Raw genomic sequence first — 24774 nt, 5'->3', positions numbered from 1 at the left:
GTGAAAACGGAGGATATCATGACCGAACACATTCTGGTTGCGACCGATGGGTCGCACACCGCCGATCGCGCGGTGCGCATGGCCGGGGAACTTGCCGGACACTATGGCGCAAAGCTGACGATATGCCACGTTCTGATGCACAAGGCCCCGCCCGAAGAACTTGAGCGTATGGCCGAGATCGAGCATATCGTGCCCGAGGTTGGCCGGCTCACCATGTCGCGGCCCGAGAATGTTCCGGGCAACATGGCGGACTTGTTCCGCAAGCTGGAAGGGTCGGAGCATACCGCCCGCGCGGTCGCCGCGATCGGCGATACCATCGTGACCAGCGCCAGGGAAATCGCGCAGGAGGCCGGGGCGCGGGACGTGCACACGCGCACGGCACAGGGCGACTATGCCGAGTCGATCCTGTCAACCGCGCGCGAGGAGGGCGCGGACATGATCGTGATGGGCCGTCGCGGGCTTGGCACTTTCAAGCGGTTGCTTCAGGGCAGCGTGTCGCAGAAGGTCGTCGCCCATGCCGAATGCACGGTGATGACGGTGATCTGAGCGGCGCCGGGCGCGGAGTTATCCGCGCGCGGCCATGTCCACGGCGAAGCGTTCGAAGAGGTAGAAGCTGTCCTGCGGACCGGGGCTCGCCTCGGGGTGGTACTGCACCGAATAGACCGGGCGCTCGGTGAGGCGGATGCCACAGTTCGACCCGTCAAAGAGCGAGCGGTGGGTTTCAACCACGCCCTTTGGCAGGGTCTGGCCATCGACCGCGAAACCGTGGTTCATCGAGGTGATTTCCACTTTCCCGGTTTCGAGATCCTTGACCGGGTGGTTGGCGCCGTGGTGGCCGTGGTTCATCTTTACCGTCTGGCCGCCGAGCGCCCGCGCCAGTAGCTGATGGCCAAGGCAGATGCCGAATACCGGAAGCTCGGCTTTGAGGATCTGCTGGAGCATCGGCACCGCGTATTCGCCGGTGGCCGCCGGATCGCCCGGACCGTTGGACAGGAAGATGCCGTCGGGGTCGTGGGCCATCACCTCCTCGGCGGTGGCGGTGGCGGGCATGACCGTCACATCGCATCCCGTCGAGGCCAGGCAGCGCAGGATATTGCGTTTCGCGCCGTAGTCGATGGCGACGACCTTGTGCCTGGGGTTCGTCTGGCGGCTATAGCCTTCGGGCCAGGCCCAGCGCATTTCGTCCCAGCGGTAGGATTGCGCGCATGTGACCTCCCGCGCGAGGTCGGCCCCGGTGAGCCCCGGAAAGGCGCGGGCCTTGGCCACGAGCGCCTTGGTGTCGAAATGACCGTCCGGGTCATGCGCGAGCGCGACATGCGGTGCGCCCTGATGGCGGATGGCGCGGGTCAGGCGGCGGGTGTCCACGCCGCCGATGGCGATGCGCCCGCGCGCGGCGAGCCAGTCGCCCAGCCGCCCGGCGCTGCGCCAGTTGCTCGGCTCTGTCGGGTTCCATTTCACCACCATGCCGGCGGCCACCGGATCGGCGGTTTCATCGTCATCGGGGTTGACGCCGGTATTGCCGATATGGGGAAAGGTGAAGGTGACGATCTGCCCGGCATAGGAGGGGTCGGTCATGATCTCCTGATAGCCGGTCATGGCGGTGTTGAAGCACAGTTCCGCCGTCGCCTCCCCCGTCGCGCCGAAGCCGCGCCCGTAGAATAGCGTACCATCGGCCAGCGCAAGGCATGCGGTCGGATGGGATGCGGGGTGATCCGCCATGATGCGACTCTCCTGGACGACAGATTTGCCGGAACCTATGTCGGGCGCGGGGCAGCGTCAAGAGGGGGGTGAGATATGGGATATTATGCAATATCAATAGGTTAGGGTGGGTGCGCTGCCGGTTGCACGGCGGCACACCATTGGGTAGGCTGCGAAGCTCCAAAAACCCGTGGGGATGGGCGGCATCATGACCAAGCAAGACGAGATCAGCAAGGCGATGAAACAGGCAATGAAGGAGCGCGCGACGGCGCGGCTTTCGACGTTGCGGTTGATCAACGCGGCGATCAAGGACCGCGAAATTGCCGCGCGCGGCGACGGGGAGGAGACCGGGATCGACGACGCCGTGGTGCTTTCGATCCTGTCGAAGATGGTCAAGCAGCGGCAGGAAAGCGCCCGCACCTACGAGGAGGGCGGGCGGCTCGACCTTGCGGAGCGGGAGCTCGCCGAGGTCGAGGTGATCGAGGAATTTCTGCCCAAGCAGTTGAGCGATAAGGAAATTGCCAAGGCCGTCGAGGCCGCCATCGCGGAGGTGGGTGCCAGTTCCATCCGCGACATGGGCAAGGTGATGGGTGTGTTGAAATCAAGATACGCCGGCCAGATGGATTTCGGAAAGGTCGGTCCGATGGTGAAAGACAAGCTGAACTGACCGGCCCGCTGGCGGGGTCGCCGGGGCGGGAAAACCCCTGTCGGTGAAACGTCGGTATTTTGTCGGTATCGCGTCGGTGCCCTGCGGGCCCCCCCTGTTTGTACCTGGACATAACGTGAACAGGCTTTTTCGCGGCCCCGTTCCGATGTAGGCTCCCGTGCCATGCCGCATGATCTGAACAGGTTATTCCCGCTGCGCCCGGCCCGCGTTCACGAGGTGTGTGGGCCGTCGGCCATGAGCTTTGCCGCGATCGCCAGCGCGCGGGCGCAGGGCGATTTCCTCTGGATTCGGGAGGGATGGCAGCCCGATACGCTCAACCCCGTGGCGCTGTCGGAGATGGCCGACCCTGCACGGCTCTTGATCGCGCGGACCGCGAATCAGATCGAGAGCCTGGCCGTGGCCGAAGAGGCGCTTCGGGACGGGGCGATCCCGCTGGTGGTGATCGAGGTCACGCGCCCGCTTGACCTTCGGGAGGGGCGGCGGCTGCAACTGGCGGCGAAAAACGGGCAGACGACGGGGTTGTGTCTCATTCCCGAGGGGATGGGCAGCAATGCCGCCGAGACCCGCTGGCACGCCGCGCCGCTGTTCGATCCCGGCGGGGCGGACTCGACTCTGATGCGGTGGGAAATTATAAAGAACAAAACAGGAACCTTGGGATTCTGGGATGTTCGATGGAATGCGGCGGCGCATCGTCTCGATGTGGTTTCCCCGGCTGGCGAGTGACCGCAGCCTCCGGGGACGGCCGGTGGATGCGCCGTTTGCCCTCACGCTCAAGGAGGAGAACGCCAACCGGATTTATTGCCTCAATCCGCAGGCCGAAAAGCAGGGGCTGCACCGCGGGATGAATGTCGCCGATGCCCGCGCCTTCTGCCCCGAGCTGGAAAGCCGCCCGGCCAGCCCGGCGGATGACCGGGCGTTCCTGCATGTGCTGTGCCGCTGGGCGACGCGCTATTGCCCATGGGTCGGGATCGAGGGGGCGGACGGGCTGGTGCTGGACATCACCGGGGCCGCGCATCTGTTCGGCGGCGAGGCCGGGATGCTGTGCGACATGCGCCAGCGGCTTGCGCGGGCGGGGATCACGGCGCGCATCGGGCTGGCCGATACGCGCGGGGCGGCCTGGGCGCTGGCGCATTTCGCCGAAGGCCGGGCCGGGCCGGGCGATGCCGTGGCGGCACTGCGTCCGCTTCCCGTGGCGGCGCTTCGGCTGGAGGAGAAGACCGTCACCGCGCTGGAGCGGCTGGGGCTGCGCCGCATCGGCGATCTGGAGGATGCGGCGCGCGCCCCGCTTGGCCGCCGGTTCGGCCCCGATCTTCTGATGCGTCTGGATCAGGCGTTCGGGCGGCGGGCGGAGCAGATCAGCCCGCTGCGCGCGCCGCCGCACTACGGGGTGCGGATGGGCCTGCCCGAACCGATCGGTCTTTGCGACGATGTCATGGCGGGGGCGGCGCGCCTGCTCGACCGTCTGTGCGAGACGCTGACGCGGCATGAGGCCGGGGCACGGGTGCTGTGCCTGACGCTGCGGCGCGTTGACGGTCAGGCGCAGCAGGTGGAGTTGCGGCTGGCCGCCCCGATGCGTGACCCGGCGCGTATCCTTCCGCTGTTCGAGCGGGGGGTGAGCGGTGTGGACGCCGGGTTCGGCATCGACCAGATGCGGCTGTCGGTGACGCGGGCCGAGCCGCTGCCGGTCGAGCAGATGAGCCATTCCGCCCCGGCGCGCAGCGGCCGGCTTGAGGATCTTATCACCCGGATCGGCACGCGGATCGGGCTGGACAACATCCAGCGCCTGTTGCCCGCCGACAGCCATATCCCAGAGCGCGCGTTCATCGTCGCCGCGGCGGCCTTTTCCCGGCCCGGCGGGGGCTGGGCGGCGCCGCGCCCGCGTCCGCTGCGCCTGTTCGCGCCCGAGCCCATCGCGGGCACGGGATCGCGCCCGCCAGAGCGGTTCCGCTGGCGGCGGATGCCGCTGACCACCGCGCGCGCCATAGGGCCCGAACGGATCGCCCCCGAATGGTGGCTGGAGGATGAGAACTGGCGCGCGGGCCTGCGCGATTACTGGCGGGTGGAGACCCGGCAGGGGCGGCGGCTGTGGCTGTTCCACACGCCGCAAAACCCCGGCTGGTTCGTGCAGGGGGAATTCGTATGACGGGTTTTTCCGGCCAGAGAGATCAGGACGCGGACCGCGCGCCGGGGGTACCGGTCGCGGGCTATGCCGAGCTTTGCGTGACCTCCAACTTCACCTTTCTGACCGGCGCCTCCCACCCCGAGGAACTGGTGCTGCGCGCGGCCGATCTGGGGCTGGCGGCCATCGCGATCACCGACCGCAATTCGCTTGCCGGGGTGGTGCGGGCCTATTCCGCGCTCAAGACGCTTCGGCAGGAGCGGCAAGAGCGGCAAGAGGGGCCGGAGGGGCAGCTTCCAAGGCTGATCGTCGGGGCGCGGCTTGTCCTGCGCGATTGCCCGGTGGACTGGGTGGCCCTGCCCACGGATCGCGCCGCCTATGAGCGGTTGTCGCGGCTTCTGACGCTGGGCAAGCGCCGCGCGGACAAGGGCGCGTGTCACCTGACGCTGAACGATCTGCTGGAGGGGGGCGGCGGCCTGATCCTGATCGCCCTGCCGCCCGATGATCCCGGGCGGGCGGTGACCCCGGTTCAGGCCGTGCAGCGCCGGTTTCCCGGTCAGGTCTTCGTCGGCGCGGCACCGCGTTACGACGGGTCCGATCAGGACTGGTTCGACGCCTGCGCGCACCTCGCGCTCAGAACCTCCGCGCCGATGGTGGCGGTGGGCGATGTGCTGATGCATCGCGGGGCGCGCCGGCGGCTGGCCGATGTGCTGACCTGCATGCGCGAGGGGATCACCATCGACCGGATCGGAACGAAGGCCCTGCCCAATGCCGAACGGCGGCTGAAGGGGGCGGCGGACATGGCGCGGCTTTACCGCAACCATCCGGGGGCATATCGCCGGACGCTCGACATCGCGGCGCGCTGCGGCTTCTGCCTGTCCGAACTGTCCTATGATTATCCCGATGAGGTCGCGGGCGGGGAGACGCCGCAGGCCCGGCTTGAGCGGCTCACCCATGAGGGGCTGGCGCGGCGCTGCCCGGAGGGTATTGCCGAGCGCTATCGGGCGCTGGCGGAAAAGGAACTGTCGGTTGTCGGCGATCTGGGCTTTGCCGCCTATTTCCTGACCGTGCATGACATCGTGCGCCATGCCCGGTCCAACGGCATCCTGTGTCAGGGGCGCGGGTCGGCGGCCAATTCGATTCTGTGCTGGGCGCTGGGCGTGACCGATGTGTCCCCCGACCGGATCGCCATGGTGTTCGAGCGGTTCGTGTCGAAATACCGCGGAGAGCCGCCCGATATCGACGTGGATTTCGAGCACGAGCGCCGCGAGGAGGTGATCCAGTGGATCTACGGGAAATACGGCCGCGACCGGGCCGGGCTCTGCGCGACGGTGATCCATTTCCGCAGCCGCGCCGCGATCCGCGAGGTGGGCAAGGTGATGGGCCTGTCGCAGGATGTCACCGCGGCGCTGTCGGGGCAGATCTGGGGCACGTCGGAGGGCGGGGCCGATCCCGCGCGCCTGCGAGAGCTTGGCCTCAACCCCGACGATCGCCGCCTGTCGCAGACCATTGACCTGATCGCGGAGATCATCGGCTTTCCGCGCCATTTGAGCCAGCATGTCGGCGGCTTCGTCATCACGCGCGGGCGGCTCGATGCGCTTTGCCCGATCGAGAACGCGGCGATGGAGGGGCGCACGGTGATCGAATGGGACAAGGACGATATCGACGCGCTGGGCATTCTCAAGGTCGATGTGCTCAGCCTCGGGATGCTGACCTGCATCCGCAAGGCGTTCGACCTGCTGGAGCGGCACGAGGGCACGTCCCTGACGCTCGACACCGTGCCGCAGGAGGATACGGCGACCTATGACATGCTGTGCCGGGCCGATGCGGTCGGGGTGTTTCAGGTCGAAAGCCGGGCGCAGTTGAATTTCCTGCCCCGGATGCGGCCGCGCACCTTCTACGATCTGGTGATCGAGGTCGCCATCGTGCGCCCCGGCCCGATTCAGGGCGGCATGGTCAAACCCTATCTGCGGCGGCGTCAGGGGCTGGAGCGAGCCGAGCCGTTCGGCCCGGAGTTGGAGGCGGTGACGCGCAAGACCCTCGGCGTGCCGCTGTTTCAGGAACAGGCGATGCAGATCGCCGTCGTCGGGGCGGGGTTTACCGCCGAAGAGGCCGACCGGCTGCGCCGCTCTCTGGCGTCGTTCCGGCGGATGGGCACCATCGGCGCGCATCGTGATCGCTTCGTGGAGGGGATGCGCGCGAACGGCTATTCGCCGGAGGTGGCGGCACTGTGCTTTTCCCAGATCGAGGGGTTCGCTGACTATGGCTTTCCCGAAAGCCACGCGGCGGCCTTTGCCATGCTGACCTATGTGTCCTCATGGCTCAAATGCCACCATCCGGCGGTCTTTGCCTGCGCGCTTCTCAATGCGCAGCCGATGGGATTCTACGCCCCCGCGCAGATCGTCCGCGACCTGCGCGATCACGGGGTCGAGGTGCGCCCCGTCTGCGTGAACGCCAGCGGCTGGGACAACACGCTGGAGCGCCGGGCGGGGGGGCAGCTTGCCCTGCGCCTCGGGTTGCGGCAAATCAAGGGCCTGCGCGAGGAGGAGGCGGGCTGGATCGTGGCGGCGCGCGGCAACGGCTATCCCGATCCCGAAAGCCTCTGGCTGCGGGCCGGTGTGTCGCCGGCCACACTGGAGCGGCTGGCCGAGGCCGACGCCTTCGCCGGCCTGGGGCTGACCCGGCGCGACGCGCTCTGGCAGGTGCGGGCGATCCGGTCCCCCGCGCCGCTGCCGCTGTTCGCCGACCCGCTGGACGGGGAGGGGATACGCGAGGCCGGGGTCACACTGCCCGCGATGCATCTGGGCGAGGAGGTGGTGGAGGATTACGTCGCCATGCGCCTGACCTTGCGCGCCCACCCGATGGAGCTTTTGCGCGGCGCGATCCCCGGCCTTGTCCCGCATGCGGAACTGGCGGTGACGCCGCTCAACCGGCTGTCGGTCTGCGGGCTCGTGATCACCCGCCAGCGCCCCGGCACGGCGTCGGGGGTCATCTTCCTGACGCTCGAGGATGAAACCGGGGTGAGCAACGTGGTGGTCTGGCCCAAGATCTACGAGCGATTCCGGCGCAGCGTCATGGGCGGGCGGCTTCTGCGCGTGACCGGACGGTTGCAGCGCGAAGGCATCGTCGTGCATCTGATCGCGGAGCGGATCGAGGATCTGTCGCACCGCCTGTCGGAACTGGGCCATCCGCTGGACGGGGCGGTGGGCATCACCCGGCCCGAAACCGACGACGCGCCCCGCCCGCCGCGCTATCCGCCCCGCGCCCGGCATCCCCGCGAACAGGCCAGACGGCTGTTTCCCAGCCGGGATTTTCATTAGGGGCGTGTTGCGTCTGATCGGTGCGGCCCATCACCTGCAAAAGGGCATACGTCCGCCCGGGTGGGCGCAAATGCGCCCGCCGTGGGGCGGGCGGGCGCATGCCCGGGCCGCGAGCGACCCGGGCGGTAGGAACGTGACGGAGCCGACGCGCCCCGGGCGGCGGGGCGCGCGGTATGCGCCTAGCCTTCCATCCCCGGCGCATCGAGCATGTGCCGCCCGGCGCGGTCCTCCACCTCGATGACCCACAGGTCGGGGTCGGTGCGCCGCTGCCGGGCGAGAACGGCGTCAACCTCTGCCTCGTCGCCCTCGGCCAGCGGCAGCCAGCGGCGTTCCCCGCTCATCAGATCGAAGCTGCGCTGAAACGCCTGCGCCTGCCCGTCCAGCGTGTTGAGCTTGACCAGAACCGCGCCCCCTGTGTCGTCGCCATGCGCCACGACAAAGGCCGGTATCCCCTCAAGCCGAAGCCGCGCGAGATACGCCTGCACCCAGAATTGCGCCGTCAGCCGCATATGCGCCCCTTTCGTCAGCGTGTCGGACGGACCACCGGCCCGGGCCGGCAGGGTGGCCTAACTGTCCGCGCCGTCGCGGAAATCCAGCCCCATCTCGGAATAGCGTTCGGCCTCGTCAAGCCAGCCGGGGCGCACCTTGACCTGACAGAAGAGATGCACCCGGCGGCCAAGAAACTCTTCCAGCTCCTCTCGGGCGGCCTTGCTCACGGCCTTGATCGTCTCGCCCTTGTGGCCAAGCAGGATCCCCTTGTGACCGTCCCGCGCGACATAGATTATCTGGTCGATGCGCGCGCTGCCGTCCTTGCGTTCCTCCCAGCTCTCGGTCTCCACGGTGAGCTGATAGGGAAGCTCCTGATGCAGGCGCAGCGTCAGCTTCTCGCGCGTGATCTCTGCCGCGATCATCCGCATCGGCAGATCCGCGATCTGATCCTCGGGGTAAAGCCACGGCCCCTCGGGCAGCTGTCGCGCGAGCCATGTCTTGAGCGCGTCGCAGCCATAGCCCTTCTCGGCGGAAATCATGAAGGTTTCCGCGAAGGCATAGCGTTCGTTGAGCGATTGGGTCAGCCCCAGAAGCACCTCGGATTTCACCCGGTCGATCTTGTTGATGGCCAGCGCCACGGTGCGGCCCGTGCCGATCTCTGTCAGCCGCTCGAGGATGTCCTCCACCCCCGGCGTGATGCCGCGGTGTGCCTCGATCAGCAGCACGACCACATCGGCGTCCGCCGCCCCGCCCCAGGCCGCCGCGACCATCGCCCGGTCGAGCCTGCGGCGCGGCCGGAACAGGCCCGGCGTGTCCACGAAGATGATCTGGCTCTCGCCCTCCAGCGCCACGCCGCGAATGCGCGCGCGCGTGGTCTGCACCTTGTGGGTGACAATCGACACCTTCGCGCCCACCATGCGGTTGAGCAGGGTGGACTTGCCCGCGTTGGGCTCTCCGATCAGGGCGACGAAACCGGCGCGTGTGCTCATGCTGGCATCCGTTGTGAAATTGCAAAGCCCCGCCATAACGGGTTTTGCCACGCCCCGCCAGTGGTTGCCGCGCGGCTCATGCCTGCACCAGCCGCGACAGAAGCGCCGTCGCCGCGGCCTGTTCGGCCTGCCGCTTGGAGCCGGCCTGCGCCTGCGCGCTCTCGCCGCTTTCCAGCCGCGCGGCGATGGTGAACACCGGCGCGTGGTCGGGACCGCTACGCGTCACGGTCTCATAGTGCGGCGGCGGCAATCCGCGCGCCTGCGCCCATTCCTGAAGCGCGGTCTTGGCGTCGCGGGCGTCATCCTCGACCCGCGAGACGCGCTCCCCCCAGAGCCGCACCACCATGTCGCGCGCCGCCTCGAACCCGGCATCGAGATAAACCGCGGCGATCACCGCCTCCATCGCGTCGCCCAGCAGCGCCTGCTTGCGCCGCCCGCCAGAGAGCATTTCCGAGCGGCCGAGCTTCATCGCGTCGCCAAGCCCGATCGCGCGCGCCACATCGGCGCAGGTTTCCTTGCGCACCAGCGTGTTGAACCGCGGCGCGAGCTGCCCCTCGGTGGCCTCGGGGTCTTTCGCCAGAAGCGTCTCGGCCATCACCAGCCCGAGCACCCGGTCGCCAAGGAATTCCAGCCGCTGGTTGTCGGCGCGCTGCGGGGCGGCGACCGACGAATGCGTCACCGCCCGCAACAGCAGATCGGGCTGCGCGAACTCATGGCCCAACCGCGCCTGAAGCGCCTTCAGCTCGCCGGAAACCTTCACTCCACCCCCTTGAAAAAACGGTCCCCCCGCCATGTCCAGAACGAGAACATCGACCGCCCGGCGGAGGAGAACATGATCCGGTCGGCCCGCCCGATCAGGTTTTCAAAGGGCACGAAGCCCACACCGCGCGCCGCCTGCGGCACCCGGCTGTCGGTGGAATTGTCGCGGTTGTCGCCCATGAAGAAATAATGACCCTCGGGCACGGTATAGACGCCAGTGTTGTCGGTGCCCTGCATGGCGATGTTGAGGATGGGATGCGATCTGCCGTTGGGCAGTGTCTCAATCTGGCGCGATTTTACGCAGAGTCCGCCAGTGCCCACCGGCCCGTTCTCGCAGCGCGGACGTGACCCCTGCGGCCCTTGCGGACCGTAGACTTCCTCGAACACGCCCGCGTCCTCAAGCTCCACCGGCTCTCCGTTGATATGCAGAACGCCCCGCCGCATCTGGATGCGGTCGCCCGGCAGGCCGATCACCCGCTTGATGAAATCAAGCCCGGTGACAGGATGGCGGAACACCACGACGTCGCCGCGCTCCGGTTCCGAGCCCCAAAGCCGGGCATTGTCCCCATCGAAGACGCTACAGATGTTCTTGGCGTCGATGTTGATTCCAAGAGACGCGATGCGGATGCTCGGACAGGAAGCATAGGAATAGCCATAGGCCATCTTGTTCACGAACAGGAAATCCCCGATCAGCAGGGTCTCTTTCATGGAGCCGGAGGGAATCCAGAACGGCTGAAAGAACAGCGACCGGAAGATGCCCGCGATCAGCAGCGCATAGACGATGGTTTTCACGGTTTCAAGAAAACCGCTTTTCTTCTTGGCTTCTGATGCCATCTGACTGGAATCCTCCGGGGGGTTTGGGTCGTGGGCTACATGAGCCGGGAACCCGCCCAAGTCAACCCGGGCGCGCGCCCTCTTCGCGCACGCGGGGCAGGTGGCAACCTATCATTTTGCTAGCTGAGATTGTCGAGCGGCCTTGCCTCGATCACCACGAAGGCCTGCGCCCAGGGGTGATCGTCGGTCAGCGTGACGTGAATGACCGCCTCGTGCCCGGGTGGCGTCATCTCGCGCAGCCGGCCCTCGGCCCAGCCCGTGACGTGCATCACCGGCTGACCCGTGGGCAGGTTCGTCACCGACATGTCCTTCCATGCGATCCCCATGCGCAACCCGGTGCCGAGCGCCTTGGAGCACGCCTCTTTCGCGGCCCATCGCTTGGCATAAGTGCCGGCCGTGTCGCGCCGCCGCTCCGCCTTGCGCTGCTCGGTCTCGGTGAAGACGCGGTTGCGGAACCGATCGCCGAACCGTTCCAGCGTTCCGGCCACGCGGTCGATATTGGCCAGATCCGTGCCGATGCCAAGGATCATGCGCGTTTCCTTTCCGCAGCCGGACCGTTCGGACGTTTCAGAAGCCCAGCCGCTGAAGCCGGCCGATCACCCGGCGGAACACGACGGGCGGCAGCATCTCCTTGAGCATTTCGGCGCGCCGGATCTTGCGGTCCACCTGATCGTGCGTGCCGGGGCGCGGCGTGAAAAGCGTCGTGTGGGACTTGCGCGTATAATCCCATGTCGCGGTATAGTAATAGAGCGCCAGAGACATGCGGGGCTCTCCGTCGGGGTGGTTCACCGTTTCGGGGTTGCCGTGCCATGTATCCGACCCCGTGTTGAAGCAGCACATGCGGTTGAACACCGGCACGAAACTGTCCACCCGCTGCGTCATGTCGGTGTTCCAGATCTCGAAGGAGCCGCCGTATTCCTTGCGCCAGTCCTTATTGAGATAGATCAGGATGTTGAGACGGCGTTCGAGGTTGAGCTTGGCGTTGTGGTTGAAATCGGCGTGGATGTCGAGGTGCCCGCCATTGGCGACCACATGGACACCGCCACCGGCGAAATAGGGGTCGGGGATCAGCCCCTGAATGCCCGTCATCTCTTCGAGGAATCGCAGGAAGGGGCGGGAATTCAGAACGTAGAAGAGATTGCGCGTGTAGGGCGGCAGGCGTTCGGGCAGGTAGCTGGTTTTCAGCTTTTCCTGTGGCCGGTCGAACATGGTTTCGGCCTCGGGCAATTCCCTGATCTCATTGAGCACACGGTCCAGCACCGTCTCGGGCAGGAAGTCGTCGAAGCTGCCATAGGGGTAGGGTGTGTGGCTGCGATAGGTCTTGGCCGCCGCCGCCCCGGCCGCCTTGGCCGATGCGGAGTCGAGAACAAGCGTTTCGGGGTCCATCTCGATCACTGGCATAACTCATTCCTTCAAAAATACATGCACATCTGCCCATGACCTAACGCGCCTTTTGGGCAGGATGATGAACAAAATCGGACCGAGTTTGAAACCAGCCCGAGACGTGCGTCAAGCGCGCGCCTCGTCCATTAGGCGCCGCATCTCGGCGATCGCCGGCTCCAGCCCGCGAAAGATCGCCTCGCCGATCAGGAAATGCCCGATGTTGAGTTCCATCACCTCGGGAAAGGCGGCGACGGGCTGCACGGTGTCATAGGTCAGGCCATGGCCGGCGTGCACCTCCAGCCCCAGCGCGTGGGCATAGCTGGCCATCTCGCGCAGGGTGTCCAGTTCGCGGTCGCGGTCCTCCATGCGTCCTTCGGTGTGGGCGTCGCAATAGGCGCCGGTGTGAAGCTCGATCACCTCGGCGCCGATGCGGTGCGCGGCGTCGATCTGGCGGGTGTCGGCGGCGATGAAGATCGACACCCGGCACCCGGCCTCGCGCAGCGGCGCGATGTAGTGGGCCAGCTTGTTTTCCTCGCGCGCGACCTCAAGCCCGCCCTCGGTGGTGCGTTCCTCGCGCTTTTCCGGCACGATGCAGACGGCATGCGGGCGGTGGCGCAGCGCGATCTTCTGCATTTCCGGCGTCGCCGCCATCTCGAAATTGAGAGGCACGGTCAGCACCTCCATCAGCCCGTCGATGTCCGTGTCAGAGATATGGCGGCGATCCTCGCGCAGATGCGCGGTGATCCCGTCGGCCCCGGCCTCCTGCGCGAGTTTCGCGGCGCGCAGCGGATCGGGATAGGCCCCGCCGCGCGCGTTGCGCACGGTGGCCACATGGTCGATATTCACGCCCAGTCGCAACATTGGCATGGCTCCTCACTAGGGGTCGCCCGAACCTAGCCCCTTCCCCGGAAAGTGCAAACCGCTTTCCCTGTGGTGCCGGCTACCGGATCTCGTCCTTCTTCTTCTTGCTGCGATGCAGGGCTTTCTTTCTCAGCGCGTCCAGCTTGGACTTCAGCCGTCCGGCGCGGCGCTTCTGATAGGCGCGGATCACCGGGACCGACAGATAGTAGGCGACAGAGGCCGCGATGATCCCCGGAATGATACCGCCGACCAGATAGGGAAAGAAGACTTCTTCATGAAACCGCAGCAGCGCATGCCAGTCGGCCCGCTGATCACTGAACAACGACACGAAATTGTGCCACAGATCGCCCCAGGCCTCGGTGAACTTGCGCACCAGAGATTTTTCCACACGCTCATCGAACATGGTGCCGAGCAGGAAGTGCCCGGTTTTCAGAGAGATCACGCCGATCGGCAGGAAGGTGAGCGGGTTGCCCACGAAGGTCGCCAGAAGCGAGGCCAGCACACTGCCCTTCACGATCCGGCTGATCAGTATGGCAAGGACGAAATGCAGACCGAACAGCGGGGTGAAGCAGACGAACACGCCCGCCCAGATGCCCCGCCCGATGAATTCGGGCGAGCCGGGCAGCCGGTGCAGCCGGTGTTTCACATAGTGAAAGGCCCGAGTCCAACCGCCCCGTGGCCAGAGGAAATCCAGCAGGGTCTGAAGGATAGGACGTCTGTCACGCCGCTTGAAAACCACTGCGGTGTGTTCCCCTGTCTATTGCTGCCCCGAGGGCGCCCTGGCCTGGCTCGGGTCTCTGTGCCTCTCTATGGCCGCCACATCGCTTTCCGCTTCGAGTGCGAGCATCAGCGAATGCAGGTGCTCTGCGTCGCGCAGGTCGATCCAGACCATCAGCCGGAAGAAATCGGGCTTGCGGTCAAGAAACTCCAGGTTCGAGATATTCGCCTTGTGCTCTCCGATCAATGTGCAAATTCGCCCCAGCACCCCGGCATCGTTGCCGATCGTCATTTCAAGCGGAACGGTATAGATCGCCTTGTGCTTGCCCGCGTGCCAGTGCAGGTCGAGCCAGCGTTCCGGCTGATCCTCGAACTGACCAAGCGAATCGCAGTCGATGGCATGCACCACCACCCCCTTGCCGCGGTAGGTGATACCAACGATCCGCTCTCCCGGCAGGGGCGAGCAACAGGGCGCGCGCTGAAAACTCTGATCTGGCGAGAGGCCGATCACCGCGCGATCCTGGGCGATCTCCTCGCTTTCGTCGGGGGCGAGGTCGGGATAGACCGCCTGCACCGCCTGCCGCCCGGTCAGCTCCGCACTGCCCAACCGCGCCAGAAGCGTCTCACGGTCCTCCAGCCTCAGATGCTTCGCGGCGGTATCGAGAACCTTGTCGGTCGGCTTCTTGCCCACATGCTCGAACGCAGAGCGTGCCAGTTCGAATCCGAGCTTTATATAGCGTTCCCGGTCCACCGCCCGAAGCGCCCGGCGAATCGCGGCCTTCGCCTTGCCGGTGGTCGCGATGTCCAGCCATGTGGCCTGCGGCACCTGTCCTTCGGCGGTGATGATCTCGACCGATTGCCCGTTCTTCACCCGTGTCCAGAGCGGCACGCGCGTGTGATCGACCTTCGCGCCCACGCAGGCATTGCCGATCCTTGTGTGGATGGCATAGGCGAAATCAATCGGCGTCGCCCCGCGCGGCAGCTTCACCACATCGCCCTTGGGCGTGAAACAGAACACCTGATCGGAATACATCTCGAGCTTGACCGCTTCGAGAAACTCGTCGTGATCCTCTTCGGCGGTAAACTGCTCTGTCAGGGATCTGATCCATTTTGCCGGGTCCACGGCAAAGGGGTTCTCGCCCCGCACCCCGTCGCGATAGGACCAATGCGCCGCCACCCCGGTTTCGGCCACGTCATGCATCTGGCGGGTGCGGATCTGCACCTCCACCCGCTTGCCGTCGCGCCCGCTCACCGTGGTGTGGATGGAACGATAGCCGTTCGATTTCGGCTGGCTGATGTAATCCTTGAAGCGTCCCGGCACGGCGCGCCAGCGCTGATGGATGGCGCCCAGCACACGATAGCAATCCTCCTCGCTGCCTGTCAGCACGCGAAAGCCGTAGATGTCAGACAGCCGCGAAAAGCTCAGATCCTTCTCCTGCATCTTGCGCCAGATGGAATAGGGTTTCTTGGCGCGGCCCAGAACCTCGGCTTCGACCCCCGCCTTGTCGAGTTCATGGCGCATGTCGCCGGTGATCCGCTCTATCACGTCGCCCGATTCGCGCTGAAGCGTGATGAAACGGCGAATAATGCTGGCCCGGCCCTCGGGGTTGAGCACCTTGAACGCGAGATCCTCAAGCTCTTCGCGCATCCACTGCATCCCCATGCGCCCGGCCAGCGGGGCATAGATATCCATGGTCTCGCGTGCCTTCTGCGCCTGCTTTTCGGGACGCATGGCGCGGATCGTGCGCATGTTGTGCAGCCGGTCCGCCAGCTTCACGAGGATCACGCGCAGGTCTTTCGACATCGCCATGAACAGCTTGCGGAAATTCTCCGCCTGTCGGGTCTCGTTGGACGACAACTGAAGGTTGGTCAGCTTGGTGACACCATCGACCAGCTCCGCGACCTCGCGGCCAAAGCGTTTTTCGACCTCGGCGTAGATCGCCTTGGTGTCCTCGATCGTGTCGTGCAAAAGGGCGGTGGCGATGGTGGCATCGTCGAGCTGCTGCTCTGTCAGGATGGCCGCCACCGCGATGGGATGCGAAAAATAGGGCTCGCCGGAATGGCGATACTGCCCTTCGTGCATCGCGCGGCCGAAGTCATAGGCCGCACGCAGCATCGTCTCGTTGGTCTTGGGATTGTAGGCGCGGACCAGCGCGATCAGATCGTCAACCGGGATCATGCGCCCCCGCCTCGTGCCTCTCTGGCTGCGTCAGCCTTGCCCCTGTGCTTCCATCAGCGCGCGAAGCAGCTTTTCCTCGGACATGTCGTCCTCGGCGGGCTTGTCAGCCTCCCCGCCCATCAGAAGCGCCATGGAATCGTCTTCCGGCTCATCGACTTCGATCTGGGTCTGGTTGCTTTCGATCAGACGCTCGCGCAGATCATCGGCGGTCTGCGTCTCGTCCGCGATCTCGCGCAGGGCGACGACAGGGTTCTTGTCGTTGTCGCGGTCCACGGTAACGGGGGACCCGGCCGTGATCTCGCGGGCCCGGTGCGCGGCGAGCATCACAAGCTCAAAGCGGTTCGGAACCTTGTCGACACAGTCTTCTACGGTCACGCGGGCCATGCGGCACTCCATTCTCTCGGGTCGGGATCGGAAACCATGTATCTAAGGGGGAACGAATACCTTGACAACCCGATTCCACCTGAAATCAGAGGGAAATCACGGCTGCGCGATCACTTTCGGGCAGGGCATCGTGCATCTGCCGCACGCTGAGCCCGAGAACCGGATGGATCCAGTGCCGCGCGATGTCCATCAGTGGCACCAGCACGAAGGCGCGGCCCTGAATCCGCGGATGCGGCAGAATCAACTCTTCCGGCGTGGCGCTGACCTGCTCATCGGGTGGCAGATCGTGCCATTGCATGAACCGCTCCCGCGTGGGTATCACGCGGTCGCCCAATGCGATCAGATCCACGTCGAGCGTGCGCATCCCCCAGCGTTGCACCCGCGCCCGGCCGCGCGCCGCCTCTATACCATGCAGACAATCGAGAAGCGCCCGCGGTGCAAGTGCGGTCTCCACCTCCACGGCGGCATTGACGTAGTCGGGCCCGGCCCCCGGCGGAAAGCACGGAGTCGAAAAGAAACGGCTGACCTTGCGCAACCGAACCGGCCCCCTGTTCAGATCCCCGACCGCCGCCGCGAGGGTCTGAACCGGGTCGCCGGATTGTGAAGGCAGGTTACCGCCCAGTGCCAGAAGGCAGATTTCGCACATGATTTTGATTTCTCCTATCCCTTCGGACAGTGTAAACTACCTCAAATCGCGGTCGCATCCACTTGATGGCGCGCCTGCATGCATTTAATTAGGCGCTCTTAGTGTGCCCAAGATTTCATCACTCACGGATCGACAGAGGGCACGTCTTTTTATTGGAAAGGACATTTTATGTTTTACAAGGACGAACGGCTCGCGCTGTTCATAGACGGGTCCAATCTTTACGCGGCGGCGAAGTCCCTTGGCTTCGATATCGACTACAAGCTTCTGCGGTCGGAGTTCATGCGTCGCGGGAAGCTACTCCGGGCATTCTACTATACCGCGCTGCTGGAGAATGACGAGTATTCTCCGATCCGGCCTCTGGTGGATTGGCTGCACTATAACGGCTATGCGATGGTGACGAAACCGGCCAAGGAATATACCGACAGCCATGGTCGCCGGAAGGTGAAGGGGAACATGGACATCGAACTGGCCGTGGACGCGATGGAGCTTGCGCCGCGGGTGGATCATATCGTGTTGTTCTCCGGCGATGGCGACTTCCGCCCGCTGGTGGAAAGCCTGCAACGGCAGGGCGTGCGCGTGTCGGTGGTCTCCACCATCCGCAGCCAGCCGCCGATGATTTCCGACGACCTGCGCCGACAGGCTGACAACTTCATCGAACTGGAGGGTCTGCGCGAAGTGATCGGGCGTCCGCCGCGCGACTACACGCAAGAGCGTGACCGCGATATCGCCTACAGCGAGAACGACTGAAGACCACCGGCCCGGTGTTCTCCGGGCCGGTTTTCATCCGGCCGAATTCCGGCGGGCGCCCTCTGCGCGGCGCAGCGGCGCCGATTCCTTTCGGGGCCTTCGCTCCCCTTTGTGAAATCTTTACCAATGTTGACAGAGCCTCACCGTTCGCGCTGTTTACCTGGCAATTTCGCGGGTCGATACCGACGCGATACCGACGTAATACCGACATTTTACCGACAAGGGTTTTCCCGGCGTTAACAAGGGCTTGCAGTGAGTCGTGACCGGCAGGGGCCGAGGGCGGTGCCGCAAGGCGTGCGCTGGCTTTGCACATTTTCCTAGCTGCCGCTGCGGGCGTTGTGCATCCCGATCACGTCGTCGGGCCATGTGCTCTTGATATAGGCAAGGATTTCAATGATTTGCGCATCGCTCAGGACATCGCCAAAGCCGGGCATATCGCTTTCATAGCCTTGGCCGACAACGGCTTCCACGCCCAGCTTGGTCAAGCGAAACAGGACCATGTCGGGGTGGTGCCATGTGTGTCCGCTCGCATCATGCGGCGGCGCGGGCATGCGCCCGCTGTCCTTCCTCTCCCGCCAGTTGGCCGTCTCGCCTTCCAGGTCAACCCCATGACAAGACGCGCAAAATTCCTGATAGAGCGTCTCTCCGCGCGCCACGGCCCCGGAATCCTCATAGGGCAGAAATCCCTTGCCCTGCGCCCCCGCCGCCCCGGCCCAGAACGCGGCTAGCACCCCAAGCGCCAGTTGCCTCAAAGCCATGTCTGTCTCCCTCATGGATGATTCCGAATGCCCCTTTCCCACCTTCCAGCGGTGGAAGGTCAAGGCGCCATCGGCTCACAGGATCGTGTGCCCCCCCTCTGGACGCAGGGCCTTCAAGGGATTACCTCTGGCCCAAACGCGAGGACAGCATGACAAGACCGCCCCTGACCCTATACATCGCGGCGCCGCGCGGCTTTTGCGCGGGCGTGGATCGTGCCATCAAGATCGTTGAAATGGCGCTCGAAAAATGGGGGGCGCCGGTCTATGTCCGGCATGAGATCGTGCACAACAGATTCGTCGTCGATTCCCTGCGCAACAAGGGCGCGGTGTTTGTCGAGGAGCTGTCCGACTGCCCCGACGACCGGCCGGTGATCTTCTCGGCGCACGGGGTCGCCAAGGCGGTTCCCGCAGAGGCGGAGCGGCGTGAGATGATCTATGTGGATGCCACCTGTCCTCTTGTCTCCAAGGTGCATATCGAGGCCGAGCGCCATCATGAAAACGGGCTTCAGATCGTGATGATCGGCCACGCCGGGCATCCCGAAACCATTGGCACGATGGGCCAGCTTCCCGATGGCGAGGTGCTGCTGGTCGAAACCGAAAGCGACGTGGAACGCATCGAGGTGCGCGACCCCGAAAAGCTCGCCTTCGTCACGCAGACCACGCTTTCGGTTGACGATACCGCCCATATCGTGACCGCGCTGCGAGACCGGTTCCCGGCGATCATCGGCCCGCACAAGGAAGACATCTGTTACGCCACCACCAACCGGCAGGAGGCGGTCAAGGCCATCGCGCCCAAGGCCGAGGCGATGCTGGTCGTGGGCGCGCCGAACTCATCCAACTCGCGCCGTCTGGTCGAGGTCGCCAGCCGTGCCGGCTGCGGTTATTCACAGCTTGTGCAGCGCGCCGCCGACATCGACTGGCGCGCGCTTGAAGGTGTCTCCAGCCTTGGCATCACGGCCGGGGCCTCCGCGCCCGAGGTGCTTGTCGAAGAGGTGATCGACGCCTTCCGCGACCGCTTTGACGTGACCCTGAAAGAGGTGGAAACCGCCGTGGAACGGGTGAACTTCAAGGTGCCGCGCATGTTGCGCGACATGGCCTGACGGCGGCGGATGCGGTCCATTCCGAAATCCGCACTGGCATTGGGGCTGGCGGGGCTGCTCCCCTTCCTTTGGTCGGCGCTGACGGTTCTGGCCCCCGATCTCGGTCTGTGGGCGGCCCGCACCCTTGGCCCGCGGTTCATCGGGCCGTATGTGGGCCTGTCCTATGGCACGGTGATCCTGTCGTTCATGTCAGGCGTACTGTGGGGGTTCGCCACCCGAGCGAGCGGCATGGTCGCGGCCAGCGGGTATGCCCTGTCGGTCATTCCGGCGCTCTGGGCATTCGTGATGGTGGGCGGCGGGCCGGTTGGCGCGGGGGTGAACCTGATCTTCGGTTTTGTCGGCCTTCTGGGGCTGGACTGGCTGTTCTGGCGGCACGGACTGGCACCGCGATGGTGGATGGCGCTGCGTGTTGCGCTGAGCGTCGTGGTGGTGATCTGTCTGGCGGTCGGCGTCTATTTGTGACATCAGCGCGGCAGACTGCGAAAGGCCGACATATGACCGATCTTACCGCCTACACCGATGGCGCCTGTTCCGGCAATCCCGGCCCCGGTGGCTGGGGCGTTGTGTTGCGGGCGATGGACGGAAGCCGCGTTGTCAAGGAACGCGAGTTCAGCGGCGGCGCGCCGGAGACCACCAACAACAAGATGGAGCTGATGGCGGCGATCACCGCGCTTGAGGCGCTCAGCCGCCCGTCGTCGATCACCATCGTCACCGACAGCCAGTATGTGAAGAACGGGGTCACGAGCTGGATACACGGCTGGAAGAAGAACGGTTGGAAAACCGCCGCGAAAAAGCCGGTGAAGAATGCCGAACTGTGGCAACGGCTCGATGCGGCGCAGGCTCGCCACGACGTGACGTGGGAATGGGTCAAGGGCCATGACGGCCACCCGGAAAACGAACGCGCGGACGAGTTGGCGCGCGAGGGGATGGCCCCCTATAAACCGAAGCGCGCGGGCGCCGCGTCATAAGAAAGGGGCGGTGCCTGAACACCGCCCCGTTTCGCATCGGTCAACCTGACGTGGAGGTCACTCCTCGGAGGCATCCGCGGCCTCGGCCACCTTGGCGGCCTTCTGCTCGGCACGTTCCTGTGCCTTCTTGCCGGGCTTGGCCTTTTTCGGGTTGCTGCGCTCTTTCTTCTCGGCAGCGCCAGCCGCTTCGAGCATGCGCGAGATGCGGTCGGTCACCTGCGCGCCCTGACCGATCCAGTACTGGATGCGCTCCACGTTCATCTGAACGCGCTCTTCGCTGTCTTTCGGCAGAAGCGGGTTGTAGGTGCCCAACTTCTCGATGAAGCGGCCATCGCGCGGCATGCGTGAATCGGCGGCGACGATACGGTAGAAGGGACGCTTCTTGGAGCCGGCGCGGGCGAGACGGATTTTCATGGCCATTTGATATTCTCCTTTGAATGGCGGTTGTGCGGTGGGATGGCACCCACCTTACGTTTGCTGTTTCTTGTGGTGCCTGATGACCTCATCAATGATGAAGCTCAGGAATTTCTTGGCGAATTCAGGGTCCAGGTCGGCCTGTTCCGCCAGGTCTTCGAGCCGCGCGATCTGTTGCGCTTCGCGCGCGGGATCGGACGGGGGAAGGTCGTGTTCGGCCTTGAGCGTGCCCACGGCCTGCGTGTGCTTGAACCGCTCTCCCAGTGTGTAGACGAGGATGGCGTCAAGCCGGTCGATGCTGTCGCGGTGGTCTCTGAGCAAGGCCGCGGCGCGGGTCACGGGATCAGTCAAGGGCCACTCCTTTCGGTTTGAAACTCGGGTCGGCGTAGTGGCCGATTTCCATGGCGATCCCGTCCGCGATCTGGCTTGACCGCAGGACCGCGGGCGACGGGTGGCGGTAAACCACGTCATGTCCGTCCACCGTCGCGGCCTCATGGTCCTTCACCGCGCCAAGCCGTTCGGCAAGCCGGATGGAATCGAGGTTCTTGGGGTCGAGGTAGCTGACCGCCCCATCCCAACCCTGGGTCTCGTAGAAATAACCGCGCACGGCATGGGTGGCCTCCAGCGCATAGCCATGTCCGGCCTTTTCGGGCCAGATGATCCAGGCAATCTCCCGTTCCGGCCACTGCGCCGGAAACCAGCCGCCCGCCATGCCACAGGTCTCATCGGTGTGCCGGTCATGGATCATCCACATGCCGAAACCGCGGATCGTCCAATGCCCGATTTCCGCCGCATACAGCATCCAGCTTTCGTAGGGATTGAGCGGCCCGCCCATGAACCGCGAGCGATAGCTGGCGAAGGTGGCCTTGAAATTCGGATAGTCTTGCGGTTCCGGTCCGCGCAGGACAAGGCGGCGGGTTTGCAGCACGGGAATCGACGCGGCTGACATGTCAGAGCGTCTCCGGGCCGGGGTGGCGGAAAAGCTGATCGGTGCCCATCGTCACGTTGGTATAGGTCTTTTCCAGCCACGCACCGAGTCGGCGGGCAAGCTGTTCGGACCGGGTGTTGCCGGGCACGATATTGCTTGTCATCGTAGTGAAGCCGAGCGGGCCATACGCATGGTTCCGGGCGGCCAGCGCGGCCTCATAGGCAATGCCGCGGCCCTCGAAGCCGTCAAACACGACCCAGCCCAGTTCGGGCTCTGGCCAGCCCTCGGGGTTCCAGATGCCGGCAATGCCCGCAATCCCTCCGGTCTCCTTCAGGGTGACCGTCCAAAAGCCATAGCCATGCAGGTGCCAGTGCCCGATGGACCCGGCGAACCAGCGCCACGCCTCATGCCGTGGCAGCGGGCCATCGAACCCCCAGGATCGGTCCGCATCCGCATAGAAGGCGGCGATGGGTTCGAAATCCTGCGGCTCGGGGCCGCGCAGGATCAGACGTTCGGTTTCTATGATCGGGGCCGGGGTCAGTGTCATGCATAAGCCTCCATTCCGCCATTGACGAGCGTGTCCGGCCCCGGATGGCGCCAGATATACATCGTACCGAACGCCGGATGCTCATAGGTTGTCTCGAACGCGGCGCCAAGGCGGCGGGCCAGCGCCTCGCTGGCGGTATTGGCCGGGTCGATCAACGAGATCGCGGTGCTCCATCCCAGCACGTCATAGGCATGGGCACGGGCGGCCAGCGCGGCCTCGGTCGCGTACCCCTTGCCGGTGGCGTGGGTCATGAGCGTCCAGCTGATTTCCGGTTCGGGCCAGCCATGCGGATACCACAGGCCGACGCGGCCCAGATAAGTGCCGGTGCCCTTTTCCTCCAGCGCCCAGAAGCCATAGCCGCGTATGTGCCAGTGACCGATCAGGCTCGCCAGCGCACGCCACGTTTCATCCGGGCGCTTCGGTCCGCCGACAAACCGCGAGGCATCTGAGGCGAAGAATTTCGCCTCCGCCTCGAAGTCATCCTCGCGCGGCAGACGCAGGATCAGGCGTTCGGTTTCAAGCACAGGGAAGCCGGTCATCGCGGCGCATCCGCCATCGCGAGCGGGGCCGCGCGACGATCGCCGCGCACCGTTAAGACGATGTTATCCTTCCTGTGGAAATATGTCCGGCAGAAGATCGACATGCGGATCACTTCTTCTTTCCGAAACCGGACAGGCCGGGCGGGAGCGAGGAGCCGCCAAGGCCCGGCATTCCGCCCTTACCACTGCCAAGCTGCTTGGCCGCCTGCTCAAGCGCCTTTGGGTCCATCTGGCCGGGGTCCATGCCGGCGGGCACGTCGGGCATTCCGCCCTTGCCGAACATGCCCGACATGGCTTGCTTGAGCATACCGCCTTTGCCCATCTTGCCCATCTTCTTCATCATGTCGGCCATCTGGCGCTGCATCTTGAGAAGCTTGTTGAGGTCCGACACCTCAAGCCCGGCCCCCTTGGCGATGCGTTTCTTGCGGCTCGCCTGAAGGATCTGGGGATTGGCGCGTTCCATCTTGGTCATCGACTGGATAAGCGCGATCTGCTGCTTGAGCACGGTGTCGTCGATGCCCGCACCCTGCATCTGCTTGGACATTTTGCCCATACCGGGCATCATGCCCATCACGCCTTCCATGCCGCCCATCTTGATCATCTGCTCAAGCTGCATCTTGAGATCGTTCATGTTGAACCGGCCCTTCTGGAACCGCTTCATCATGCGTTCGGCCTGTTCGGCCTCAATGGTGTCCTGGGCCTTTTCGACAAGCGCGACGATGTCGCCCATGCCGAGAATGCGGCCCGCGATGCGATCCGGCTCGAACGTCTCCAGCGCGTCCATCTTTTCGCCAAGGCCGACGAACTTGATCGGCTTGCCGGTCACCGCCCGCATCGACAGCGCCGCGCCGCCGCGACCATCGCCATCCATCCGGGTCAGCACGACACCGGAGATACCGATCTTGCCGTCGAACTCCTCGGCCACCTCGACGGCGACCTGCCCGGTCAGGCCATCGACCACGAGGAGTGTCTCGCGTGGGTTGACCGCGTCGCGCACGTCCTCGATCTCCTGCATCAGGGTCTGCGCGATCTGAAGCCGCCCGGCGGTGTCGAGCATGTAGACATCATAGCCGCCCAGCGTGGCCTGCTGCTTGGCGCGTTTGGCGATCTGCACCGCATTCTCACCCGGCACGATGGGAAGGGTATCGACCCCGATCTGCTGCCCCAGCACCCGAAGCTGTTCCATCGCGGCGGGGCGGTAGATGTCGAGCGAGGCCATGAGCACCCGCTTGCCGTTCTTCTCGGTCAGGCGCTTGGCCAGTTTGCCGGTGGTGGTCGTCTTGCCAGACCCCTGAAGCCCCACCATCAGGATCGGCGCCGGGGCGTTGTCGATCTTCAACTCGCCCGGCTCACCTTCCCCTGCCAGCACATGCACAAGCTCGTCGTGAACGATCTTGACGACCTGCTGTCCGGGGGTGACGGATCTGGTGACGGTCTGTCCGGTGGCCTTGTCCTGCACGGCCTTGACGAAATCGCGCGCGACCGGAAGAGAGACATCCGCCTCAAGCAGGGCGACGCGCACCTCGCGCAGGGCGGTTTTCACATCCTCATCGGACAGGGCGCCTTGTTTCGAAAGCCGGTCGAAGACACCAGAAAGGCGTTCGCTGAGATTTTCAAACATCGCTTCCGGCCTTCCCTACCGTTTCATTCTGGCCCGAACATAAGTGCGAACCGCCCAAACGCCAATCTCCCCCGCGGGCGAAACTCGCTGACGGGGGGCGATCCCTG

Annotated in this window: 28 protein-coding genes; 9 read left to right on the top strand and 19 right to left on the bottom strand. The window is 65.1% G+C overall.

What is annotated here, in order from left to right; genetic code table 11:
• Window positions 1-18 precede the first annotated feature (18 nt).
• Entirely contained in the window at window positions 19-546 is a 528-nt protein-coding gene (locus BMW66_RS20230) for a universal stress protein (RefSeq protein ID WP_175483120.1), read from the top strand.
• Window positions 547-564: 18 nt separating this feature from the next.
• Here the strand turns inward: BMW66_RS20230 and carA are convergent, their stop codons facing one another.
• On the bottom strand, window positions 565-1719 hold the full coding sequence (gene carA, locus BMW66_RS00215) for a glutamine-hydrolyzing carbamoyl-phosphate synthase small subunit (protein WP_093114618.1): 1155 nt from the start codon (window positions 1717-1719) through the stop codon (window positions 565-567).
• Between the two features lie 187 nt (window positions 1720-1906).
• Between carA and BMW66_RS00210 the strand changes: the two genes are divergently transcribed.
• The 4 genes from BMW66_RS00210 (at window position 1907) to BMW66_RS00195 (ending at window position 7804) form a co-directional block, all read left to right on the top strand.
• Window positions 1907-2365, top strand: coding sequence for a GatB/YqeY domain-containing protein (locus BMW66_RS00210; protein WP_093114934.1), 459 nt, complete (start codon window positions 1907-1909; stop codon window positions 2363-2365).
• Window positions 2366-2527: 162 nt separating this feature from the next.
• Window positions 2528-3088: an ImuA family protein gene (locus tag BMW66_RS00205; RefSeq protein WP_093114617.1), complete on the top strand. Its 561-nt coding sequence runs from the start codon at window positions 2528-2530 to the stop codon at window positions 3086-3088.
• Entirely contained in the window at window positions 3030-4508 is a 1479-nt protein-coding gene (locus tag BMW66_RS00200; RefSeq protein WP_093114616.1) for a Y-family DNA polymerase, read from the top strand. Before BMW66_RS00205 ends, BMW66_RS00200 begins: the two co-directional genes overlap by 59 nt.
• Window positions 4505-7804, top strand: coding sequence for an error-prone DNA polymerase (locus BMW66_RS00195; protein WP_093114615.1), 3300 nt, complete (start codon window positions 4505-4507; stop codon window positions 7802-7804). The genes BMW66_RS00200 and BMW66_RS00195 overlap by 4 nt, the downstream gene beginning before the upstream one ends.
• A gap of 179 nt (window positions 7805-7983) precedes the next feature.
• Here BMW66_RS00195 and BMW66_RS00190 read toward each other — a convergent pair whose 3' ends face one another.
• The 11 genes from BMW66_RS00190 to folK form a co-directional block, all read right to left on the bottom strand.
• Complete coding sequence (locus BMW66_RS00190) at window positions 7984-8313, bottom strand: DUF1491 family protein (RefSeq protein ID WP_093114614.1); 330 nt, start codon at window positions 8311-8313, stop codon at window positions 7984-7986.
• Between the two features lie 57 nt (window positions 8314-8370).
• Window positions 8371-9282 (bottom strand): GTPase Era, encoded by a 912-nt coding sequence (era, locus tag BMW66_RS00185; protein ID WP_093114613.1) that lies wholly within the window; start codon window positions 9280-9282, stop codon window positions 8371-8373.
• 76 nt (window positions 9283-9358) lie between these two features.
• Window positions 9359-10042, bottom strand: a complete 684-nt coding sequence (gene rnc / locus BMW66_RS00180; RefSeq protein ID WP_093114612.1) for a ribonuclease III — start codon at window positions 10040-10042, stop codon at window positions 9359-9361.
• Window positions 10039-10875 (bottom strand): signal peptidase I, encoded by an 837-nt coding sequence (lepB, locus tag BMW66_RS00175; RefSeq protein ID WP_093114611.1) that lies wholly within the window; start codon window positions 10873-10875, stop codon window positions 10039-10041. The genes rnc and lepB overlap by 4 nt, the downstream gene beginning before the upstream one ends.
• A 119-nt stretch (window positions 10876-10994) precedes the next feature.
• Window positions 10995-11405 (bottom strand): holo-ACP synthase, encoded by a 411-nt coding sequence (gene acpS, locus BMW66_RS00170; protein ID WP_093114610.1) that lies wholly within the window; start codon window positions 11403-11405, stop codon window positions 10995-10997.
• A gap of 37 nt (window positions 11406-11442) precedes the next feature.
• Window positions 11443-12276, bottom strand: a complete 834-nt coding sequence (locus BMW66_RS00165; protein ID WP_093114609.1) for a 2OG-Fe(II) oxygenase — start codon at window positions 12274-12276, stop codon at window positions 11443-11445.
• Between the two features lie 108 nt (window positions 12277-12384).
• A complete protein-coding gene (locus tag BMW66_RS00160) occupies window positions 12385-13125 on the bottom strand; it encodes a pyridoxine 5'-phosphate synthase (protein WP_093114608.1) in 741 nt (246 codons plus the stop codon).
• A gap of 73 nt (window positions 13126-13198) precedes the next feature.
• Window positions 13199-13858 (bottom strand): DUF2062 domain-containing protein, encoded by a 660-nt coding sequence (locus tag BMW66_RS00155; RefSeq protein WP_093114607.1) that lies wholly within the window; start codon window positions 13856-13858, stop codon window positions 13199-13201.
• A gap of 18 nt (window positions 13859-13876) precedes the next feature.
• The gene (locus BMW66_RS00150) at window positions 13877-16015 is read right to left on the bottom strand and encodes a RelA/SpoT family protein (protein ID WP_093114606.1); all 2139 of its coding nucleotides are present in this window, start codon (window positions 16013-16015) and stop codon (window positions 13877-13879) included.
• Between the two features lie 30 nt (window positions 16016-16045).
• Entirely contained in the window at window positions 16046-16399 is a 354-nt protein-coding gene (gene rpoZ / locus BMW66_RS00145) for a DNA-directed RNA polymerase subunit omega (RefSeq protein ID WP_093114605.1), read from the bottom strand.
• 85 nt (window positions 16400-16484) lie between these two features.
• The gene (folK, locus tag BMW66_RS00140) at window positions 16485-17045 is read right to left on the bottom strand and encodes a 2-amino-4-hydroxy-6-hydroxymethyldihydropteridine diphosphokinase (RefSeq protein WP_093114604.1); all 561 of its coding nucleotides are present in this window, start codon (window positions 17043-17045) and stop codon (window positions 16485-16487) included.
• Window positions 17046-17213: 168 nt separating this feature from the next.
• Here folK and BMW66_RS00135 point away from each other — a divergent pair, with 168 nt between their 5' ends.
• A complete protein-coding gene (locus BMW66_RS00135) occupies window positions 17214-17792 on the top strand; it encodes a LabA-like NYN domain-containing protein (RefSeq protein WP_093114603.1) in 579 nt (192 codons plus the stop codon).
• Window positions 17793-18109: 317 nt separating this feature from the next.
• On the opposite strand, the gene BMW66_RS00130 is transcribed toward BMW66_RS00135, so the two are convergent.
• Window positions 18110-18550, bottom strand: a complete 441-nt coding sequence (locus BMW66_RS00130; RefSeq protein WP_093114602.1) for a c-type cytochrome — start codon at window positions 18548-18550, stop codon at window positions 18110-18112.
• 149 nt (window positions 18551-18699) lie between these two features.
• Between BMW66_RS00130 and ispH the strand changes: the two genes are divergently transcribed.
• From ispH to rnhA, 3 genes are read left to right on the top strand one after another with little or no spacing between them, the layout of a single operon-like run.
• Complete coding sequence (ispH, locus tag BMW66_RS00125; protein ID WP_093114601.1) at window positions 18700-19650, top strand: 4-hydroxy-3-methylbut-2-enyl diphosphate reductase; 951 nt, start codon at window positions 18700-18702, stop codon at window positions 19648-19650.
• A gap of 9 nt (window positions 19651-19659) precedes the next feature.
• Window positions 19660-20112 carry a DUF3429 domain-containing protein gene (locus BMW66_RS00120; protein ID WP_093114600.1) on the top strand — a complete coding sequence of 151 codons (453 nt, stop codon included), beginning with the start codon at window positions 19660-19662 and terminating at the stop codon, window positions 20110-20112.
• A 32-nt stretch (window positions 20113-20144) separates the two neighbouring features.
• A complete protein-coding gene (gene rnhA / locus BMW66_RS00115) occupies window positions 20145-20618 on the top strand; it encodes a ribonuclease HI (protein WP_093114599.1) in 474 nt (157 codons plus the stop codon).
• 57 nt (window positions 20619-20675) lie between these two features.
• Here rnhA and rpsP read toward each other — a convergent pair whose 3' ends face one another.
• From rpsP to ffh, 6 genes are all read right to left on the bottom strand, one after another.
• Window positions 20676-21038, bottom strand: coding sequence for a 30S ribosomal protein S16 (gene rpsP / locus BMW66_RS00110; RefSeq protein ID WP_093114598.1), 363 nt, complete (start codon window positions 21036-21038; stop codon window positions 20676-20678).
• 48 nt (window positions 21039-21086) lie between these two features.
• A complete protein-coding gene (locus BMW66_RS00105; protein WP_175483119.1) occupies window positions 21087-21383 on the bottom strand; it encodes a chorismate mutase in 297 nt (98 codons plus the stop codon).
• Complete coding sequence (locus BMW66_RS00100; protein WP_093114596.1) at window positions 21376-21981, bottom strand: GNAT family N-acetyltransferase; 606 nt, start codon at window positions 21979-21981, stop codon at window positions 21376-21378. Before BMW66_RS00100 ends, BMW66_RS00105 begins: the two co-directional genes overlap by 8 nt.
• Before the next feature lies 1 nt (window position 21982).
• Complete coding sequence (locus tag BMW66_RS00095) at window positions 21983-22507, bottom strand: GNAT family N-acetyltransferase (RefSeq protein ID WP_093114595.1); 525 nt, start codon at window positions 22505-22507, stop codon at window positions 21983-21985.
• Window positions 22504-23046 carry a GNAT family N-acetyltransferase gene (locus BMW66_RS00090; protein ID WP_093114594.1) on the bottom strand — a complete coding sequence of 181 codons (543 nt, stop codon included), beginning with the start codon at window positions 23044-23046 and terminating at the stop codon, window positions 22504-22506. The genes BMW66_RS00095 and BMW66_RS00090 overlap by 4 nt, the downstream gene beginning before the upstream one ends.
• A gap of 109 nt (window positions 23047-23155) precedes the next feature.
• The gene (ffh, locus tag BMW66_RS00085; protein ID WP_093114593.1) at window positions 23156-24667 is read right to left on the bottom strand and encodes a signal recognition particle protein; all 1512 of its coding nucleotides are present in this window, start codon (window positions 24665-24667) and stop codon (window positions 23156-23158) included.
• Window positions 24668-24774 lie beyond the last annotated feature (107 nt).

The sequence above is a fragment of the Salinihabitans flavidus genome, assembly GCF_900110425.1.
GTDB classification, from domain to species: domain Bacteria; phylum Pseudomonadota; class Alphaproteobacteria; order Rhodobacterales; family Rhodobacteraceae; genus Salinihabitans; species Salinihabitans flavidus.
Note: the sequence above shows the minus strand (reverse complement) of the source record. Positions and strands in the feature narration are given on the sequence as shown.